The sequence below is a fragment of the Streptomyces dryopteridis genome, assembly GCF_049606955.1.
In the GTDB taxonomy this organism is placed as follows: Bacteria; Actinomycetota; Actinomycetes; order Streptomycetales; family Streptomycetaceae; genus Streptomyces.
Window position 1 is genome coordinate 1,387,555 of the sequence record NZ_CP187114.1, and the last position, 18,772, is coordinate 1,406,326.

The 18,772-nt window shown below is 75.2% G+C and carries 17 protein-coding genes and 2 pseudogenes; 8 read left to right on the forward strand and 11 right to left on the reverse strand.

What is annotated here, in order from left to right:
* Positions 1-52: 52 nt before the first annotated feature.
* Positions 53-286: pseudogene (gene tnpA, locus ACN20G_RS32670) on the reverse strand (IS200/IS605 family transposase); the annotation flags it as partial.
* On the opposite strand from tnpA, the pseudogene ACN20G_RS32675 reads away from it, so the two are divergent.
* Positions 283-915: pseudogene (locus ACN20G_RS32675) on the forward strand (NAD(P)-dependent oxidoreductase); the annotation flags it as partial. The pseudogenes tnpA and ACN20G_RS32675 sit on opposite strands and share 4 nt — an antisense overlap.
* A 122-nt stretch (positions 916-1,037) precedes the next feature.
* On the opposite strand, the gene ACN20G_RS32680 reads toward ACN20G_RS32675, so the two are convergent.
* The 4 genes from ACN20G_RS32680 to ACN20G_RS32695 all read right to left on the reverse strand — a co-directional run bounded on the left by ACN20G_RS32680 (position 1,038) and on the right by ACN20G_RS32695 (position 4,038).
* Complete coding sequence (locus ACN20G_RS32680; protein WP_424216859.1) at positions 1,038-1,298, reverse strand: DUF6243 family protein; 261 nt, start codon at positions 1,296-1,298, stop codon at positions 1,038-1,040.
* A 181-nt stretch (positions 1,299-1,479) separates the two neighbouring features.
* Positions 1,480-2,565, reverse strand: coding sequence for a YncE family protein (locus tag ACN20G_RS32685; RefSeq protein ID WP_424217427.1), 1,086 nt, complete (start codon positions 2,563-2,565; stop codon positions 1,480-1,482).
* A gap of 59 nt (positions 2,566-2,624) precedes the next feature.
* Positions 2,625-3,272: an ankyrin repeat domain-containing protein gene (locus ACN20G_RS32690; RefSeq protein ID WP_424216860.1), complete on the reverse strand. Its 648-nt coding sequence runs from the start codon at positions 3,270-3,272 to the stop codon at positions 2,625-2,627.
* Between the two features lie 112 nt (positions 3,273-3,384).
* The gene (locus ACN20G_RS32695; RefSeq protein WP_424216861.1) at positions 3,385-4,038 is read right to left on the reverse strand and encodes a pyridoxamine 5'-phosphate oxidase family protein; all 654 of its coding nucleotides are present in this window, start codon (positions 4,036-4,038) and stop codon (positions 3,385-3,387) included.
* A 165-nt stretch (positions 4,039-4,203) separates the two neighbouring features.
* Here ACN20G_RS32695 and ACN20G_RS32700 point away from each other — a divergent pair, with 165 nt between their 5' ends.
* The 4 genes from ACN20G_RS32700 (at position 4,204) to ACN20G_RS32715 (ending at position 7,563) form a co-directional block, all read left to right on the forward strand.
* Complete coding sequence (locus ACN20G_RS32700) at positions 4,204-5,379, forward strand: sensor histidine kinase (RefSeq protein ID WP_424216862.1); 1,176 nt, start codon at positions 4,204-4,206, stop codon at positions 5,377-5,379.
* Between the two features lie 93 nt (positions 5,380-5,472).
* Positions 5,473-5,862 carry a hypothetical protein gene (locus ACN20G_RS32705; RefSeq protein ID WP_424216863.1) on the forward strand — a complete coding sequence of 130 codons (390 nt, stop codon included), beginning with the start codon at positions 5,473-5,475 and terminating at the stop codon, positions 5,860-5,862.
* 336 nt (positions 5,863-6,198) lie between these two features.
* Positions 6,199-6,690, forward strand: a complete 492-nt coding sequence (locus ACN20G_RS32710; protein ID WP_424216864.1) for a hypothetical protein — start codon at positions 6,199-6,201, stop codon at positions 6,688-6,690.
* A 432-nt stretch (positions 6,691-7,122) separates the two neighbouring features.
* Complete coding sequence (locus tag ACN20G_RS32715) at positions 7,123-7,563, forward strand: GntR family transcriptional regulator (RefSeq protein ID WP_424216865.1); 441 nt, start codon at positions 7,123-7,125, stop codon at positions 7,561-7,563.
* Positions 7,564-7,609: 46 nt separating this feature from the next.
* Here ACN20G_RS32715 and ACN20G_RS32720 read toward each other — a convergent pair whose 3' ends face one another.
* The 3 genes from ACN20G_RS32720 to proP form a co-directional block, all read right to left on the reverse strand.
* Positions 7,610-9,178 carry an oleate hydratase gene (locus ACN20G_RS32720; protein ID WP_424217428.1) on the reverse strand — a complete coding sequence of 523 codons (1,569 nt, stop codon included), beginning with the start codon at positions 9,176-9,178 and terminating at the stop codon, positions 7,610-7,612.
* 235 nt (positions 9,179-9,413) lie between these two features.
* Positions 9,414-10,877 (reverse strand): nucleobase:cation symporter-2 family protein, encoded by a 1,464-nt coding sequence (locus tag ACN20G_RS32725; RefSeq protein ID WP_424216866.1) that lies wholly within the window; start codon positions 10,875-10,877, stop codon positions 9,414-9,416.
* A 595-nt stretch (positions 10,878-11,472) separates the two neighbouring features.
* A complete protein-coding gene (proP, locus tag ACN20G_RS32730) occupies positions 11,473-12,975 on the reverse strand; it encodes a glycine betaine/L-proline transporter ProP (protein WP_424216867.1) in 1,503 nt (500 codons plus the stop codon).
* Positions 12,976-13,441: 466 nt separating this feature from the next.
* Here proP and ACN20G_RS32735 point away from each other — a divergent pair, with 466 nt between their 5' ends.
* Both ACN20G_RS32735 and ACN20G_RS32740 read left to right on the forward strand, forming a co-directional pair.
* Entirely contained in the window at positions 13,442-14,032 is a 591-nt protein-coding gene (locus ACN20G_RS32735; protein ID WP_424216868.1) for a TetR/AcrR family transcriptional regulator, read from the forward strand.
* Between the two features lie 140 nt (positions 14,033-14,172).
* Positions 14,173-15,876, forward strand: coding sequence for an FAD-dependent monooxygenase (locus ACN20G_RS32740; protein ID WP_424217429.1), 1,704 nt, complete (start codon positions 14,173-14,175; stop codon positions 15,874-15,876).
* A gap of 10 nt (positions 15,877-15,886) precedes the next feature.
* On the opposite strand, the gene ACN20G_RS32745 is transcribed toward ACN20G_RS32740, so the two are convergent.
* Positions 15,887-16,483: a DinB family protein gene (locus tag ACN20G_RS32745; protein ID WP_424216869.1), complete on the reverse strand. Its 597-nt coding sequence runs from the start codon at positions 16,481-16,483 to the stop codon at positions 15,887-15,889.
* Between the two features lie 107 nt (positions 16,484-16,590).
* Here ACN20G_RS32745 and ACN20G_RS32750 point away from each other — a divergent pair, with 107 nt between their 5' ends.
* Positions 16,591-17,166, forward strand: coding sequence for a DinB family protein (locus ACN20G_RS32750; RefSeq protein ID WP_424216870.1), 576 nt, complete (start codon positions 16,591-16,593; stop codon positions 17,164-17,166).
* A gap of 91 nt (positions 17,167-17,257) precedes the next feature.
* Here ACN20G_RS32750 and ACN20G_RS32755 read toward each other — a convergent pair whose 3' ends face one another.
* Positions 17,258-18,103 (reverse strand): N-formylglutamate amidohydrolase, encoded by an 846-nt coding sequence (locus tag ACN20G_RS32755; RefSeq protein WP_424216871.1) that lies wholly within the window; start codon positions 18,101-18,103, stop codon positions 17,258-17,260.
* Positions 18,104-18,157: 54 nt separating this feature from the next.
* Positions 18,158-18,766, reverse strand: coding sequence for a TetR/AcrR family transcriptional regulator (locus ACN20G_RS32760; protein ID WP_424216872.1), 609 nt, complete (start codon positions 18,764-18,766; stop codon positions 18,158-18,160).
* Between the last annotated feature and the right edge of the window lie 6 nt (positions 18,767-18,772).

Below are 18,772 nucleotides of genomic sequence, written 5' to 3' on the forward strand. Positions count from 1 at the left end.
TCAGCCGGGGAGGGAGACGCACCTTTGGACTGCTCTGACCGGCACGTTGGAGCGGACGTTCTTGCTGCTCGATGTATTGACGGATCACTGTGAGGGGTGCGCCGCCGCACGAGCCTGCGAAGTAGGAACGGGACCAGAAGACGGAGCCGAGCCCGATGTGGTTGATGCGGCCGGTGTACTCGGCCCGCAGGTACCGGGAGCTGACACCCTTGAGCGAGTTGATCAGCTTCGACAGTGCGACCTTGGGCGGGTAGTGCACCAGCAGGTGCACGTGGTCGGCCTCGCCGGGTGCTGCCCGCGGCCCACGCCTACCGGCCGGCCCGCGCCGCCCCCGACCTCCCGATCCGCGATCCGCACGTCGGCAACCACCGGCGCACCGTCGGCCTCGTCGGCGCCTCCCGGGTCGGGCGCCGGGTCCTGGCCCTGCTCGCCCCCTTCGACCTGTGGGTGCTCGTGCACGACCCGTACGCCGACCCCGCCGAACTCCGGGCGGCCGGCGCCGAACCCGTCGACCTCGACACGCTGCCGGACGCCTGCGACGTGATCAGCCTGCACGCCCCCGCCCTGCCCGAGACCCGGCACCTGCTCGACGCCCGCCGGCTCGGCCTCGTGCGGGACGGCGCGACCCTGGTCAACACCGCGCGCGGCAGCCTCGTGGACACCGACGCGCTCACCGCCGAACCGGTCTCGGGCCGCCTGTACGCCGTCCTCGACCACACCGAACCCGAGACCCCGCCGGCCGATTCGCCGCTGTACGACCTGCCGAACGTGCTCCTGACCCCGCACCTCGCGGGCTCCCTCGGCGGCGAACTCGACCGGCTCGTCGACAGCGCCGTCGCCGAACTCGACCGGCACGCCCGCGGCCTGCCCTTCGCGCACCCCGTCACCCCCGCCGACACGGCGCGCTCGGCCTGACACGGGCTCTGACGCGGGCCCGGACCGGACCGGACCGGCCCGGGACGACGGCGGGGCCCGGACCGCGCGGTCGCGGTCCGGGCCCCACCGGATGTGGCCGCCGCCCCGGGGGCGGCGTCGGATCAACCCCGAGCGGTGTCCCCGCCGGTCTGCTCGGTCTGCTCGGCGGTCGTGGCCCGCTCGGCCGTCTCCGGCTGCTCGCCGGTCTCGGCCGCGCCGGTCTTCTCGCGCATCTTGCGCAGCAGCTCCGCCTTCTGGTCGGCGGCGCCCTGACGGTCGCGGTTGCGGTGCGGCCCGTTGTTCTGACGCTCGGCGCGGGACAGGCGCTTGCGCTGCCCGCCGCCCTGGCCGATGGGGTTGTTGATGTTCTTGCTCACGGTCACGGGTTCTCCCGGCGTTGGTGTGGAGTGATCTGGGGATGCGTCGGTGGGGGACGGGCCCGGGAAGGGGCCCGTCACGCTCTCACTCGTACGTCGGCGTCTGGCAGAACATGACAGGGACGTTACCCGTTCCCGCGACCCCCGCGCACCGACCTTTTCGCCGGACCGTCCCCGGGCGCGCCGGTCAGAGCACCGCGACGCCCAGCGGCCGGGCACCGGCGGGCAGCCGGCGGGTGGTGCCGTCGGTCAGGTCGACGGCCGTGAGCCCGTTCCAGTACCCGTCCCGGGTGAAGCCGCCCGTCACGTACGCGGTGCGCCCGTCGCGGGAGACCGCCACGTCCTCGTGCGGGCCCCGGAGCGGGTACACGCGTTCGGTCCCGTCGGGCGCCCGCACCGTCAGGGAGGGGCCCTCGCCCTCCTCCACGGCGCCCGTGCCCACGATCAGCAGCCGGCCGTCCGGGGTGAACGCGGCGCCGTGCTGGTGGGTGTCGGCGGTGGAGCGTTCCACCGTGACCCGCCCGTCGCGCGGGTCGAGGACCGCGAGGCGTTCGCCCTCGAACGGCAGCAGCAGCCGGCCGTCGGAGGGCCGGACCGCCGCGTAGTGCGGTTTCAGCCACGAGCCCAGCCCGCCCTCCGTCCCGTACGGGGCGACCTCGACGCGGCGCGGGCGCAGCGAGTCGGCGGCCACGATCGTCACGTCGAAGGAGTCGTGGCCGGTGGCGTAGACCTCGGAGCCGTCGCGCGCCACGTCCACGTCGAAGGGCCGGCGGCCCACCGGGGCCGTGCCGACCACCCGCCGCGAGGCCGTGTCGATCACCTCCAACACCCCGTTCCCGTCCGGCACGTTCACGCCGACGTACGCGCGGGAGCCGTCGGGGGACAGGGCGATGCCCATGCCGCCGGCCCGGTACTCGCCGGTGCCGACCGGGCCGGTCTCGGTGCGGTACGGCACGAGGGCCGTCCGGGTCCGGGCCCGGGTGTCCACGACGGCGACGCCCTCGGCGGTCGCCACCCACGCCGTGCCGCGCGCGTCCACCGCGAGCCCGTAGGGGGCCGTGCCCACGACCACGGAGCCGACCGGGCCGCGCGCCGGGTCCACGAAGGTGACGGTGTCGGAGCCGAAATCGGCCAGGAGCAGGGTCCCGGCCGGGGTGGGCGTGGCCGCGGGCAGCGGGGTGCCGGCGGGCGCGGGGGAGGGCGCGGACCGGGCGCCGGCGGCGGTGCCGGTCGGGCCGGTGCCCGGACCGGCGCAGCCGGCCAGGGCGCACAGGGCCGCGAGCGCGAGGCCGGCGCGGACGGCGGCGCCGGTCCGCCGACCCCGGGCCGCGCTCACCGGTCACCGCCGGTGCCGGCGTCGGTGTCGGTGTCCGTGTCGGGGGCGCCGCCCGCGTCGCGCAGGACGGCGGCCAGGGCCTCGAAACCGCGGGCCACCGCGTGCGCGTGCGCCGTCACCCCGTCCCGGTCGGGCAGCAGCGGATCGGCGCCGGCCGCCAGCAGCAGCCGCGTGACCTCCCGGTGCCGGGGGCCGCCGTCGCCGAGGATCGCCGCCTCCAGCAGGGCGGTCCACCCCAGGTCGTTGACGTGGTCGACGGCGATCGCGGTCTCCGCGAGCAGGAAGCGCGTGTACTCGACGTGGCCGCGTTCGGCCGCCGGGATCAGGCTGACGCCGCCGAAGCGGTTGCGGCGCCGCAGGTCGGGACCGGCCGCCAGCAGCACCCGGGCCATCGCCACACTGCCGGTCACGCCCGTGACCAGCCACGGGGTGTCCTGGCGGGAGTCCGGCGCGTCCGGATCGGCGCCCGCCGCGACCAGCGCCTCCGCCGCCGCCACGTGGTCGCCGAGGGAGGCGAGGAGCAACGGGGTGCGCAGGGCCTCGTCACGCACGTCGGGCGCGGCCCCGGCGCCGACCGCGGCCCGTACCGCGTCGGCGTCCCCGGAGCGGGCCGCGTCGAGGAGGAGTCGGTCGTGGGGGTTCATGGGCCCATCCTGCGCGGTCCGGCCCGCTCCGCGCGTCCCCCCGGCGGACCCGCTCCCGTCGCCGACCGTCGGACCCCGGGGTCGACCGATCGGAGGACCCCGCCCGGCCCGATCAGGGGGTACGGCGCATGGCCGCGATGTGCGACGGGAGGGCGATGCCGGCGGGCAGGTCGGGGGCGGGGACCGGCTCGCCGATCACCGTGCGGACCGGGAGGTTGCCGGCCCACAGGCCGAGCCGGGCGTCCGGCCCGTCGCCGTCCTCGGGCGGGCCCGCCGCGATCTTCACGGCGGCCTCGGTCAGGTCGAGGGCCAGGAGGGCGGTGGCGGCGAGCTCCTTGGCGCTGGGACGACGGGCGTAGTCCCACTGCCCGGGCGCGCACTGCTCGGTCAGCACCCGCAGCCCGGTCAGCTTCTCCTCGCCCTCGGTCAGGCGCGGCACCCCGTGGATCATCGCGGAGCGGTACTCGATGCCGTGCTCGAACACGGACCGGGCCAGGCTGATCCCGTCGACGTGGGTGACGGTCACGCACACCTCGGCCGTCGGGTCCGCCCGCAGACTGCGACTGGCGACGGAGCCGTGGAAGTAGAGGGTGTCCTCGGTGGCGCCGTAGCAGGTGGGCACCGCGAGGGGGGAGCCGTCGACGACGACGGCGAGGTGGCAGACGAAACCGGCCGCGAGCACGGCGTGCAGATCGGCCTTGCGGACACTGCCGTTCGCGCGCATCCGCCGGTGCCGGGTTCGTTCGGTGGTGATGATCTCGTCCATGGGGGCACCCCATCACAGTCGATCCCGTGTGCGCCAGGCGTGCAAGGATTCGGATTTCGTGGTCCGGGCGAGGGGCCGGGCGCCCGGCGGCGGCCGGATCCGGGCGAACCGGCACGCGCGGGGCCTTACGACACCGAAAGGTCGACCTCGGATAGACAGGGGCACATGCTCCCCCTCCGCGCCCGGCTCGGTGAACGCGGCCGGCTCACCGCCCTCTACGCCGGCCTCCTCGTCCTCACCGGCGCCGCCCTCATCACCGTGGTCTTCCTCGTCGTGCGCAGCGGGCTCGACGAGCGGATCGGCAACGCCGTCACCAAGACCATCGTGCTGCCGCCGTCCGCCGTCGAACCCGGGGGCACCATCGGCCCGAACTGGAAGCCGGCCGGCGGCCGACCCTCCGCCTCCGACGTCGACCCCTCCGCGTTCATCTCCGACGCCGCCGACGCCGCCCTGGGCCGGCTGCTGCGCGTCTCCCTGCTCACCCTGGGCGTCTTCGCCGTGCTCTCGCTGCCCCTGGCCTGGTGGATGGCCGGACGGGTGCTGCGGCCCGTCGCCGTCATCACCGCCACCGCCCGCCGGCTCTCCGGCGAGACCCTCCACGAACGCCTCCACCTGGACGCCCCGCCGGGCGAGCTCAAGGAACTCGCCGACACCTTCGACGCGATGCTCGACCGGATGGAACACCTCGTCGGCGCCCAACGCCGCTTCGCCGCCAACGCCGCCCACGAACTGCGCACCCCCCTCGCCGTGCAGCGCGCCGCCGCCGAGATCGGCCTGCGCGACGCCGACCCCGCCCGCGTGGCCCGGATCCGCGAGAAGCTCATCACGGTCGCCACCGACAGCCAACAGCTCATCGAAGGGCTGCTGTTGCTCGCCACCGCCGAGCAGGGGCTCGAACGTCGAACCCCCGTGGACCTCGTCGACACCGCCGCCCGCACCCTCGCCGACCTGCGCGAGGAGGCCGACCGCCGGCAGGTCGCGATCACCCTGACCGCGCCGCCCGAGCCCGTGCGCGTGGACGCCGACCCCGTGCTCGTCACCCACCTCGTGCGCAACCTCCTGCACAACGCCCTGCGCCACAACCGCCCGGGCGGCACCGTCACGGTCACCGTGACCCCCGAGGGGCTGCGCGTGACCAACACCGGGGACCCCGTGCCCCCCGACCTGGTCCCGCTGCTCTTCGAACCCTTCCGCCGGCTCCGCGAACGCGAGCACACCCCCGGCGCGGGCGCGGGCCTCGGCCTGTCCATCGTGGCCGCCATCACCCGTGCCCACGGGTGGCGCGTGACCGCCCGCGCGGAGCCCGAGGGCGGGCTCACCGTGGACGTCGCGGTCCGCTGAACGGGGCTGTTAGAGAAGCGAAATGCCGGGCTTGCGTACGTTCGTCTCATCAAGGAAGCACCACCCCGGAAGCCCGGAAAGGCACCCCCCCCCATGAAGCTCACCCGACGCGTCGCCATCACCTCCGCCACCGTCCTCATCGCCTCGGTGACCGCCATCGGCGCCGCGAGCGCCGCCCCCGCCCACCACGGCGGCGGCGACCACCGCCACACCGTCCCGGCCTCCGTCTCCACGGCCCACATCCCGGCGGGCAAGGCGTCCGACCACGACAAGAAGCACGAAGACAAGCACGACGGCCGGCGCGACGGACACCGGGATCAGGGTCAGGGCCGCGACTACGCGAAGACCGTCAAAATGCCCGCCGGCACCCCGCACGTGAACGGCAAGAAGGCCGCCGACCTCGACCGCAGCGGGCAGAACGCGCACGCCAAGACGATCCGGGTGCCCGCCGGCACCCCGCACGTCGACGGCAAGAAGGCGTAACACCCGGACCCGCGGGCGGGTGCGGAGACCAACCCCCGCACCCGCCCGCGCCCCCGCGCGCGTGCACCCGTGCTCGCCCGTGGACCCGCACCCCCGCACCCGCACCCCCGCGCCCGCGCCCGTGCCCTGCCCGTGCCCGTGCACCCGCACGCACGCAGCCGCACCCATGCACCCGCACCCGCGCCCCCGCGCCCGCCCGCACCCGCACCCCCGTGCCCGTGTTCGTGCACCCGCACCCACCCACCCGCACCCGTGCCCCGGCACCCGTGCCCGTGCATCCGCACCCGCACCCCCGCGCCCGCCCTCGTCGGCCCCTCCCGAGAAGGATCGAAGACCGTGACCCCCACACCCCACGGACCGGGAAGCCGGATGCTGGCCGACTACCTGGGCGTCCCCGACCCCGGCCCGACCCTCCTGGCCCGGTACCCGGCCGGGCGGCCGGACCACGCCCGGGCGACGGCCCTGCTCGACGGGGCGGGGGAGTTGGACTTCCGGCACCGCGAGGCGGGTCGGGCCGGGGCCGCGCTCGCGGCCGGTCGGCTCTCGGCCGCCGAACGGCACGTGCGGGGCGCGGCCCCGGCCCTCGCCGAACTCGCCGCGGCGGCCCGGGAGGCGGCCCGGCTGCGCGACGCGGCGGACGCGCGGCTGGCGGCGCTGCTGACGGCCTCCCCGGACCTGCTCGCGGCGCCGACCGCGGCGCCCCTCGCACCGGTTTCGGTCCCGGACGCGCGCCCGGCGGAGCGGTCGCGGGTGGGACGCCGCGCGCGGTCCCTCGCCCGCCCGCGCCCTGCCGCCGGCTGCGGGACGACGCCGCCCGTCGCGGCCTGAGACCCCGCCCTTCGTCCGACCCACCGCTCACCGCCCGGCCCCGGCCCCAACGCCCACCGCCCGGACACCGGCCCTGGCCTCGGCCCGGACACCGGCCCGACCCCGACCCTGGCCCCGGCCCCGGCCCTGGCTCCGACCCCGACCCCGGCCCCGACCCCGACCCCGGCCCCGACCCCGACCCCGGCCCCGACCCCGACCCCGACCCCGACCCCGACCCCGACCCCGACCCCGACCCCGACCCCGACCCCGACCCCGGCGCTCGAATGGGGCGTCTGGTCTGGATCTGGTATATCTGTGGCGGTGGGGGTCGCTCCGGCGGTCCCCGGTCGTCCGGTTCGGACCCGGCGTCCCCCGGTCGCGCCCGCGCCCGCAGGTCGGCCCGTCGGACGACGGTCAGCTCCGGGAACCCCGAGCGCGAAGGCGGTCGCAGCAGTGCCCCACGACATCCCCCGGTACGAGGAGATCGCCACGGACCTCCTGTTGCACATGGCGGAACGGTCCGGTCCGGCCCGGGGGACGGTGCCGCCCCCCGAGACCGTGGCCCGCCACTACCACGTCTCCGCCACCACCGCGCAGTTCGTGTGCCGGGCCGCCCGGACCCGGTTGCGGATCGGCAACGCCCCGGCCCGGCCCTCCGAGGCCGCCCCGTGCCCGGCGGCCGGACTGCCCACCCACGACTCCCTGGCCACCCTCGTCACCGACGACCTGCGGCGGCGCATGGTGGTGGGCGAGCTGCGCGGGTTCCTGCCCTCGCAGCTCACCCTGGCCACCGCCTACGCCGTCTCCCGGCCCACCGTCCGCAAGGCCGTCGCCCGTCTGACCGCCGAGGGCCGGCTCGCGCCGCACCGCCCCGAGGGCACCCGCATCCTGTGACCCCCGGGCCGGCCCGGCCCCGCACCCTCCTGCCGACTACCGCCGACTACCGCCGGTGCAGGGTGTGCAGGGCCTCGACCAGCACGCGCGGGTCGTGGCCGCCCTTGTACACCGGCGGCGGCCGGCGGTCGAGGCGCAGCAGCCCGGCCACCGCCTCCCACGCGGTCCGCACCGAGTACTCCACGGTGAACACCACGTCGTCGGGGACCTCCGCGTACTGCCCGATGAACGCCAGGTTCGTCGATCCCGCCGGCACCACCGCCGGCCGGTCCCCACCCTCGCGGACCAGGAACTGGCTGGTGATGTACGGCATGAGCGCCGGGATCACGATCGAGGCGTCCAGGATCCCGGGGCCCTCCTCGAACCGCAGGTGCCGCAGCACCTCGTCGAGGATCTCGCGGCCCGTGCACTCCCGCATGGGCTTGGGCACGAAGTCGCCCTCGCGGTCGGGGAACAGCGCGTACCCCCACCACACGTAGGTGTCCTCGGGCTGCTCGTGGAAGTGCGGCTGGTGGTTGAGCACGATCGTCAGCAGCCAGGAGGAGTCCTTGAACGTGATCAGCCCGCCCTTGCCGGCCTCGCTGCCGCTGAACTTCTCCATCAGCCGGAAGAACCTCGGGTCCTTCGTGGTGACGGTGAACGAGCCCCAGGTGGAGTCCTGAGGGCTGCCGGTGAACACCTCGGGCCGGCCCAGTTCGCCCGGCCGCGCCGCCGCGAGCCGCTCCCACAGCCGCCACGAGGCCCCGGCCTCGGCCGGGTCGAGGACGGGCGCGGCGTCGGTGGAGCCGAGGGCGGAACCCGCCGTCATCGACCCGTTGGTGATCATGACGAGGTCCTCGGGGCCGAGCTCGATCCGCTCGGTCCGCCCGTTCTCCTCGCAGGTCAGGGCGGTCACGGTGAGCGCGTCGCCGGGGGCGAGGGCCGCGTCGGTGACGGTGACCCCCTCCCGGATCACGACCCCCTGGTCGGTGAGCCAGGCCACCAGGGGGCGCACGAGGGAGTCGTACTGGTTGAACCGCGTGCGGTAGATCCCCGACATGGTGTCGAAGGTCTTGAAGAGGTGCACGAAGCGGTTCAGGTAGCGGCGGAACTCGATGGCGCTGTGCCAGGGCTCGAAGGCGAAGGTGGTGCACCACATCCACCAGAAGTTCGTGCGGAAGAAGCCCTCGGAGAAACAGTCGGTGATGCGCTTGCCGTCGAGGAACCGTTCGGGGGTGCCGACGCAGCGGATCAGCTCCAGCCGGTCGTGTTCGGAGAAGCCCATGGAGTGGGACTCGACGACCTTGCCGGCCGCGTCCACGAGCCGGGCGTGGTCGTTCCACGCGAAGTCCTCGTGGAAGGCGAAGGTGTCCTCGGTGACGGACTTCGACGGGTCGTCGAGGGAGGGGATCGAGTCGAAGAGGTCGTAGGTGCAGGCGAAGTGCACCTCGAACATCCGGCCCCCGCGCATGGTGTAGCCGGTCTCGGGGGATCCGGCGGCGTCGAGGCTGCCGCCGGGCCGCTCGCCCGCGTCGAGGACCACGATGTCGGCGGCCGGGAACCGGCCCTCGCGGATCAGGAACGCCGCCGCCGACAGCGACGCGATCCCCCCGCCCACCAGGTACGCCTTGGCCATCGCGAGCACTCCCGTTCCTCGTCGGACACACCGGTCCCGGCCAGCCTCACCGCGCCGCCGGCCCCCCGCACCCGGGGCGGTCCGAACGGGCGGACCGCCCGGGGCCGGTCGCACGACGCGGCCCGCACGACGCGGCCCGCACGACGCGCGCCGGGGCCGCCCGGGCGCGCGCGTCGTGCGCGGTCCTCGGGCGGCCCCGGCGGGGTCGGTGCGGCGGTGGTCGCCGCGGGTGGGGTCAGTGCGCGGCGTGCGCGGCGGCCGGCTCGGGCTCCGCCTCCTCGTCGGCCGCGCCCTTGCGGCCGAGGTGGTTGAAGGCCAGGTTGAGGGCGACGGCCGCGATGCAGCCGGTGCTGATGCCGGAGTCCAGCACGATCCGCAGGCCCTCGGGGAAGGCGTGGTAGAAGGTCGGCGCGGCCATCGGGATCAGGCCGATGCCCAGCGAGATCGCGACGATCAGCACGTTGTCGCCGCGGCCGAGGCCGGCCCCGGCCAGGGTCTGCACCCCGCTCGCCGCGACGGTGCCGAACAGGACGACGCCGACGCCGCCGAGCACCGGCTGCGGGATCAGGGCGACGACCTGGGCGAGGATCGGACACAGGCCGAGCGCGATCAGGATCACTCCGGCCGCCGCGACCACGAACCGGCTGCGCATCTTCGTGACGGCGACCAGGCCCACGTTCTGCGCGAACGCGCTCGCAGCGAACCCGTTGAACAGCGGGCTGACGACGGTGCCCAGGGCGTCGGCGCGCAGGGCCGCGGCCAGGGTCGGCTCGTCGGCCGGCTTGTCCACGATCTGGCCGAGCGCGAGCACGTCCGCGGTGGTCTCGGTCATGATCACGAGCATCACGATGCACATGGAGACGATCGCGGCGACGGCGAACTGCGGCGGGCCGAAGTGGAACGGCGTGGGCAGGCCGATCAGGTCCGCCTCGCCGACCGAGCTGAAGTCGGCCAGCCCCAGGACCAGCGCCAGCACGGTGCCGGCGGCCAGGCCGAACAGGATGGACAACTGCTTGAGGAAGCCGGTCAGCACCCGGCGCAGCAGCACGGTGAGCAGCAGGCTCGCCGCCGCCAGGCCGATGTTCGTCAGGCTGCCGTAGTCCTCGGCCTTCCGGTTGCCGCCCTGCGACCAGTTGAACGCCACCGGCAGCAGGGACACCCCGATCAGGGTGATCACGGTGCCGGTCACCACGGGCGGGAAGAACCGGATCAGCTTGCCGAAGAAGGGCGCGATCAGGAAGCCGAACACGCCCGCGACCAGCACCGCCCCGTAGATCACGGGGAGCGCGTCCTCCGGGTTCTGGGCCTTGGCGATGGCCAGCATCGGCGCCACGCCGGCGAAGGAGACGCCGTTGACGAACGGCAGCCGCGAGCCGATCTTCCAGAAGCCGAGGGTCTGGATCAGGGTGGCGATGCCGGACGTGAACAGGCTCGCGCTCATCAGGAACGCGATGTCGGCCGTGGACAGCCCGACGCCCACGCCCACCACGAGGGGCGGGGCGACGACGCCGGCGTACATCGACGCGACGTGCTGGAGGCCGGCGCCCATCAGCCGCAGCGGCGGCAGGCCCTGGTCGACGGGGTGCTTCTCGGGCTTGCCGGCGGGACCGGAAGCGGAAGCGGAATCCTCGGGGACTTCAGGGGCTTCGGGGGCCTCGGCGGGCCGGGGGTCGGGTACGGAGCCCGTGGCAGCGGACATGGCGGTGCGTCTCCTGAACGGCAGGTGGGGGACGAGCGGTGAACACGACGGTGCGGCGGGGCCCGAGGCGTCCGAGGACTGTGGGGGTCCGGGACGCGGCTGCCACGATGCGCGTCGGGTCTGCGTCACCGACGAGGGGTGGCGGCCGGGACCCGTGGGCCCGCATGGTGTGCGCGTCCGAGGGCGTGTCCCGACCGGGCAGTGCTGTCCCGGTAAAGCCGCCGGCAGTGGGGGCTCGGCGGGCCGAAAGGCGGTCCGAACAGCCCGGACCGTCCCGGCGCATTCAGTTGCTCACGCTTTCACAAGGCTGTCAAGAACCGGCCCCAGATGTCCCGTTGGCCGCGAAATGCCGGGCTCCGCTGGTGGATCACACAGGAACCCGGGGCCCTGATGCCCTGTCAATCGGTGGATCCCACGGCAGATAACCCGGGCCGAGGTCGGCACAATGGCGGGTGTCGGTCGAAAGGGGCCGAACCGGGGCCCGAAGCGCGTCGGGAGTTTCGGAACACGCGAAGGACCCGCCGGCCTGGGGCCGACGGGTCCGATGGTTTCGCGTGGTCGCGCGGATGTGCGGAGGGGTGCGGGAAATGCCGGGTCAGAGGGCGCCGGCCGTCGCGGAACGGTCCTCGCGGACCAGTTCGCGGGCCTCCTCGGCGGTGGCCACGGAGGGCGGGGAACCGGCCAGCGGTCGCCGCGCGGTCTCCTTCATCAACAGCACCGCGACCACGCCGATCAGACCGGCCAGCATCGTGTAGTAGGCCGGCATCAGGTCGTCACCGCTGGAGTCGATCAGGGCCTGCACGACGAGCGGGGTGGTCCCGCCGAACAGCGAGACCGAGATGTTGAACGCGATCGACAGCGCGCTGTAGCGCACGGCCGTCGGGAACAGGGCGGGCAGCGCCGAGGACATCGCGCCCAGGTAGCACAGCAGCACCAGCCCCAGGATCAGCAGACCGGCGAACACCCACACCGTCGACCCGGTCTTGATGAGCAGGAACGAGGGCACGGACAGCACCACGAAGCCCACCGAACCCGCCATCAGCACCGGCCGGCGCCCGATCCGGTCCGAGAGCCGGCCCACGGAGTTGATCAGGGCCATCAGCACGATCATCACGACGACGATGGACATCAGCCCGCCGGTCTCGCCGAAGCCCAGGGCGTGCAGGTACGTCGGCATGTAGGAGAGCAGCATGTAGTCGCTGATGTTGAACGCCGCGACCAGGGCCACGCACAGCAGCATCGCGCGCCACTGGGTCGTGAACAGCTCCTTGAAGGACTGCTTGGGCCGGTCCTCGCCGGCCGCCGCGGCCTCCTCCATCTTGCGGTAGGCGGGGGACTCGTCGAGCTTGGTGCGCAGGTACAGGCCGACCAGGCCCAGCGGGCCCGCGACGAGGAACGGCAGGCGCCAGCCCCAGTCGAGCATCTGCTCGGGGGTCAGCAGGGCCGTGAGCACGGTGATCAGGCCGGCGGCGGCCGTGTAGCCGATCAGCGTGCCGAACTCCAGGAAGCTGCCCCAGAACCCGCGCCGCTTGTCGGGCGCGTACTCGGCGATGAACGTGGCCGCGCCGCCGTACTCGCCGCCGGTGGAGAAGCCCTGCACCATGCGGCACAGCACGAGCAGGATCGGGGCCCACACGCCGATGGAGGCGTAGCCGGGGATCAGGCCGATGGACAGGGTCGCGCCCGCCATCATGATCATCGTGAGGGCCAGGATCCGCTTGCGGCCCAGCCGGTCGCCCAGCGGCCCGAAGACGAGCCCGCCCAGCGGGCGCACCAGGAACGCGGCGGCGAACGTGGCCAGCGCCGACAGGGTCTGCGCGGTGGGGTTCCCGGAGGGGAAGAACACCTTGCCGAGGGTCACGGCCAGGTAGGCGTACACGCCGAAGTCGAACCACTCCATGGCGTTGCCGAGCGCCGTCGCCTTCACGGCCCGCCGCACCTGGTCCTCGTCGGTCACGGTGATGTCGGACGCGGTCAGGCGCGGGTTGCGGCGGCGGTGCACGACCCGGAAGAGGGACCGGTGTCGGGCCACCGCCTCCGGATCGGGGTACTCGGCCGCGGACTCGGGCTCGGTGGTGTTCTGTTCTCGAACGGGCATGTGTAGGGGTTGCTTCCTTGCGATGTACAGGGTGTCTCGCAATCAGCCTGGCCGCCGAGATGCCCCTGAAACGCGGGACGAAGGTCGTTTGTGCCCCGGATTGTGTCATCCACGTCACAAGGACCAAGGTCCCGAAACGGGACGAAAGGTGAGGGCGTGGTGTGCCCGAGCGGGCCGCCGTGTCGTCCGGGGCCCGCGCCGGGTCCCCGCCGGCCGGGGCCATGCGACCCGCCCCCGTGCCGTTTCCCGCGTCGCCCGGTCCGGGCCCCCGCCTCCCCCCACGTGGCGGGGGCCCGGGACCGGGCGGGATCAGTGTGCGCGGCCCCCGGGAGGAACCGGAAGGGGGAACGTCGAGTTTTCCGGAAAAAATTCCGGAAAGACGCCCGGCGAGACCCCGCGAGGGCTCGCGTACCCTGACCACTTCGCCCGCCCGCACCCCGCCCCACCCCTTCGAGGACACCGCCCGATGAGCCCCAAGCAGCAACGCGGCGAGGCCACCGCCGAACGGGTCCTCGACGCGGCCCTGCGCCTGTACGCCGACGGCGGCGAGGCCGGGCTCACCGTCGCCGCCCTCACCCGCGAGGGCGCCGTCAGCCCCGGCAGCGTCTACCACCACTTCGGCAGCCTGCACGGGGTCCTCACCGCCCTCGCCCTGCGCTCCACCGGCCGGCTCCTCGACGCCCTCACCACCGCCCTGCGCGACACCGACGGCGCCCGCGCCGGCGTCGAGGCCGTCGTCCTCGCCTACCTCGACTTCGTCCGCGAACACCCCGACGCCGCCCGCCTCGTGCACTCCGCCGGCGCCGACCGCGAGGTCATGGCCCGCGCCCCGCAACTGCGCGCCTCCCAGGAGGCCCGCCTCGCGCCCGTCGCCGGCTGGATCCACGCCCACCGGGCCACGGGCGAACTCGCCGACCTGCCGGCGCCCCTGATCGAGGCCCTCGTGCTGGGCCCCGTCGTGGCCGCCGCCCGCCGCGCGCTGTCCGTCGGCGACGTGGACCTCGACGCCTGCGCCCGCACCCTGCCCGACCGGATCTGGCGCTCGGTCGCCGGCTGAACCGCGCCCCGGCCGGACCGCGCGCCGCGCGCCGGGCGACCCCCGACCGCGCGGGCCATGATGGAGGGGACCGGCAGGAGTCCGCATCGGGGGCCGTCCACCCGGGAGCACCCGTGAGCAGCACCGACCTCGACGCGGGGATGACCGATCCGCCCGTCGACGTGCTCGTCGTCGGCGCCGGCCCCGTCGGCCTGACCGCCGCCCTCGAACTGCGCCGACGCGGCGTGTCCTGCCGGCTGATCGACCGGCTGCCCGCCCGCCTGCCCTACGCGAAGGCCGTCGGCGTCCAACCCCGCACCCTGGAGATCTGGGACCGCGCCGGCCTGATCGGCGACGTGCTCGCGGCGGCCGTCCCGCTGCGCGGCAACCTCGTGCTCGTCGACGGCGTCGAACGGGCCCGCACCCGTCTCGCCCTGCCGCCCGAAATCCCCTACGGCTTCGCCGCCCTGCCCCAGTACGAGACCGAACGCATCCTCGAAGACCACCTCGCCCGCCACGGCACCCGCGTCGAACGCGAGACGGAACTGCTCTCCCTCGACCAGGACGCCGACGGGGTCACCGCCCTCCTCGCCGACCCCGCCGGCCGCCCCCGCGCCCTGCGCGCCCGTTGGCTCGTCGGCTGCGACGGCGCCCACAGCCTCGTCCGCAAATCCCTCGGCCTCGCCTTCGAGGGCGGCGCCTTCCCCGCCTCCTACATGCTCGCCGACGTGATCCTCACCGGGGACCTGCCCGCCGGCCACGCCGTCCGCAGCACCCGCCACGACCCCGCCGGCGGCCCCGACGACGTCCTCGTGTGCGTACCGCTGCCCGGCGGCCGGCACCGCGTGTCCATGAACGTCCCCGCCGACCTCGCCGCACACCCCACCGACGGCCCCGACCCCGACGCGCCCGACGCCTCCGACACGTTCGAGGCCGCCGACCGCCCCGCGCACGGCCTCACCCCGGGCCGCGGCCCCGAGCTCCACCACGTGCAGGCCGTCCTCGACCGGCTCTCCCCGACCCCCGTCACCGCCTCCGACCTGCGCTGGTCCTCCGTGTTCCGGATCAGCCACCGGATCGTGGACCGGTACGGCCGCGGCCGGGTGTTCGTCGCCGGCGACGCCGCCCACATCCACCCGCCCACCGGCGCCCAGGGCATGAACACCGGCATCCAGGACGCCCACAACCTGGCCTGGAAACTGGCCCTCGCCGCCGAGGGCGCCGCCGCCCCCGGCCTCCTCGACAGCTACGACGCCGAACGCCGACCGGTCGGCGAGGAGGTCGTCGGCCGCACCGTCCGGCACGCCGCCCACGGGGTCCCCACCACCCCCGGTGCCGACGGCGCGGACCCGATGCTCCGCGAGGCCCAACTCCTGGTGACCTACCGGGGCGGCCCCCTCGTCGAACCCGCCGACCCGCACGCGCCCCGCCCCGGCCCCGGCGACCTCGCCCCCGACTGCGGCGGCCTGATCGACCCCCTTGCCACGTACCCGCTCCGCCTGCTGGACCTGCTGCGCGACCGCGACCACGTCCTCCTGCTGCACGCCGCGCCCGCGACCCGGCCCGGCGCCGACCCCTTCGCCGCGTTCGCCCCGCTCGTGGCCCGGATCGCGGAGGGCTCGGGCGGCCGGGTCGAGGTCCTCGGCATCCTCCCCGCCGACACCCCGGAGCCCGCGCCCCCGGGCCCGGTGCGCGCGGTGCGCCCGGTGCGCGCGGTGCGCGACGGGCGCGGCGAATTCGCCCGGCTCTACCGCTCCCCGGGCGCCGCCGCCTTCCTCGTCCGCCCCGACGGCCACCTCGCCGCCCGCCTCACCCCCGAGGGCCCGCCCCCGACCCGCGGCCTCACGGCGGTCTTCGCACCCTGAGGCGCGAGGCTCACGGCGCGAGGCCGGCGGCGCGGCGGGCCGCCGACTCCAGGCGGTCGCGGTACGCCGCCCACCAGGCCGGGTCCTGCTCGGGGGTCCCGTCCACGCCCGGCCCCAGGCCCACCGAGCCGTCCAGGAGCTCGCGCAGCACGTCGGCGTGCCCGGCGTGCCGGTGGGTGTCGCCGATGACGCGCAGGGTCACCTGGTGCAGGGTGACCCCGCCCCGTTCGGCCGGCCACCACGGGACCCGTCCCACCGCGTCCAGGGGCAGGGCCTCGAACGTCGCGTCGGCGTGCGCCCAGGCCCGCCGGTACAGGTCGGTGAGCCACTCGCGGGACTCCTCGGGCGTGGCCCACATGTCCCCGTTGTCCTCGCCGCTCGTGGCGAACCAGGGCAGCGCGATTCCGGAGGGTCGGCCGAAGGTGTCGCCGAAATAGCCCAGTTCCGCGCCGGCCAGGTGCTTCACCAGGCCGAGCAGATTGGTGCCCGTCGGGGTCAGGGGCCGCCGCACCGCGTACTCGTCGAGCCCGTCCAGCTTCCACAGCAGCGCCTCGCGCGCGGCGCGCAACTGTGCGAGCAGATCGGCCTTGGGGTCCGAAAGCGTCATCCCCGCATCCTTCCGTCCACCCCCGCCCCTGTCCACCGTCCCGGCCGGGCCGGCACGGCGGGGAAATGACGTGGCGGCGGGGACGGGGCGGGCGTGAGGATGTGGGGATGAACGATTCTTCCGTGCGCGTGCGCCGGTGGACCGAGGCGACGCAGTACGCGGACATGTGGGTGGACCCCGCCGACGACCCCCGCGCCCTCGACGGACCGGCCCCTGCGGGGGAACTCGCCACGCTGCTGAGCTTCCTCGCCAACTACCGGTTGACGGTGCGGATGAAGTGCGAGGGGCTCACGCCCGAGCAGCTCGCGACCCGTTCGGTGCCCCCGTCCCCGATGTCCCTGCTCGGCCTCGTGCGCCACCTCGCCGAGGTGGAGCGCGACTGGCTGAACCGGATCACCGACACCGAACCCCCGCTGCCCCGCCTGTACGGCCCGAAGGACGCCGACTTCGACGGCGCCGTGCCCGATCCGGCGACGGTCGAGTCCGCGTTCGCCGACCTCGCGCGCGAGCAGGCCGCCGTCGACGCGGTGCTCGCCGAGCACGGCGGGGACCTCGGACGGCTCATCGGGCGGGAGCGGGTCGCGGTCCGCGAGCTGATGGTGCACCGCATCGACGAGTACGCGCGGCACAGCGGTCACGCCGACCTGCTGCGCGAACGCGTGGACGGCCGCGTCGGCCAGTGAGCCCGGGCGCGGTGGGCCGGGTCCGGTGACGCGGCCGTGTGGCGCGGGATCGGTGACGCGGGTCCGGTGACGCCCGCGCGGTGACGCGGGCTCAGGCCGGGTCGGGGGCGCGCTCGACGGCCCGTTCGACGGCGCCCACCAGCTCGGCCAGCGCGTCGGCGAGGCGCGCCAGGCCACCCGGGTCCGCCGGGCCGCCGGGCTCGCTCATGTAGCCGTCGCGGCGGATCTCCACCATCAGCGCCGAGACCCGGGGGTCGCGCCCGTAGTGGCGCAGCGGCACGTAGGTGCCCGCGAAGGGGCTGTCCAGGCCCGTGCCGCCGAAGTCGGCGAACGCGGCGCGCGCGGCCTCCGTGAGCCACGCCGGGGTGTGGAACGGGTCCGTGCCCAGGCAGATCGGCGGCCGGGGGCCGTCCCCGTGCAGTTCGTAGGGCAGGGCACGGGTCGGGTAGGAGTGCACGTCCACGATCACCGCCCGTCCCACCGCCGCGAGCCGGTCCTCCACGGCCCGTGTCACGGCCGCCGCGTAGGGCCGGAACCAGCGGGTGAGCAGCGGTTCGGGGTCGAAGTCGGCGGCGCGCAGGGGTTCGCGGTGGGTGGTGCGCGTGTACACGGCGCCCATGCCGACCGCGGCCATCTCCTCGCGCTCGTCGGGGAAGCGCTCGGGGTCGACGACCAGCCGGGACAGGCCGTTGACGAACCGCCACGGGGTGTTCGCGGCCCGTTCGGCGACCCGCTGGGCGGCCCGTTCGGCGATCTCCGCGGTGTGCGCGTCGGTGATGTGGTCGAGTTCGGCCTCCAGCGCGGGCCCGTCGAGGAGGATCCCGGCCCGGGCGGCCGGGGGCACGTGCCGGGCCGAGTGCGGCACGTGCAGGAGCACCGGCGAGCCGGGGTCCCCGGGCAGCAGGGTGAAGGGTGCGGGTTCGGCGGGGCCGGCCACGAGAACTCCCGGGGGACGAGGGGCCGCCCCGGGGCCGGGGCGCGCGGACCTGTGTCATTGTCCCCGGCTGCGCAGACCGTCGACCACGAGGGTGAGCACGCGCTCCACCTGCTCCTCGGCGCCAGGCCGGCCGGGATCGATCCGCCACAACACGCCGAGCTGCAACAGCACGTCCTCGGGGGCGAGTCCGGGCTTGAGGGAGCCGTCGGCGGCCCCGGCCCGCAGCAGGGCCTCGATCGCGCCGAGGAAGGGGTCGAGGAAGGGGTCCGGGCCCTCGTGCGCGGCGGACGCGGCGTGGATCACCTCGGCGACGCCGAACTTCAGCCGCCCGTACCGCGCGACCTCCTCGCACCACGACCGCAGCGCGACGAGCGGCGGGTGTTCGGCGAGGAGCGCGGGGGCCAGCTCGACGAGGGCGGTCAGGTCCCGCCGGTACAGCGCCATGATCAGCTCCTCCCGGGTCGGGAAGTGCCGGTACAGGGTCCCGATGCCGACACCGGCGCGGCGCGCGACGGCCGACAGCGACACCTCGGGGCTCTCGGAGAACGCGGCGCGGGCGGCGGCCAGCACGCGCTCGCGGTTGGCGGCGGCGTCGGCGCGCCCGGGCGCGCGCGGGGGAGCGCTCATGCCGTCGGGCGGGGTGTCGGCGGGGGTGTCGGGCACGGCGGA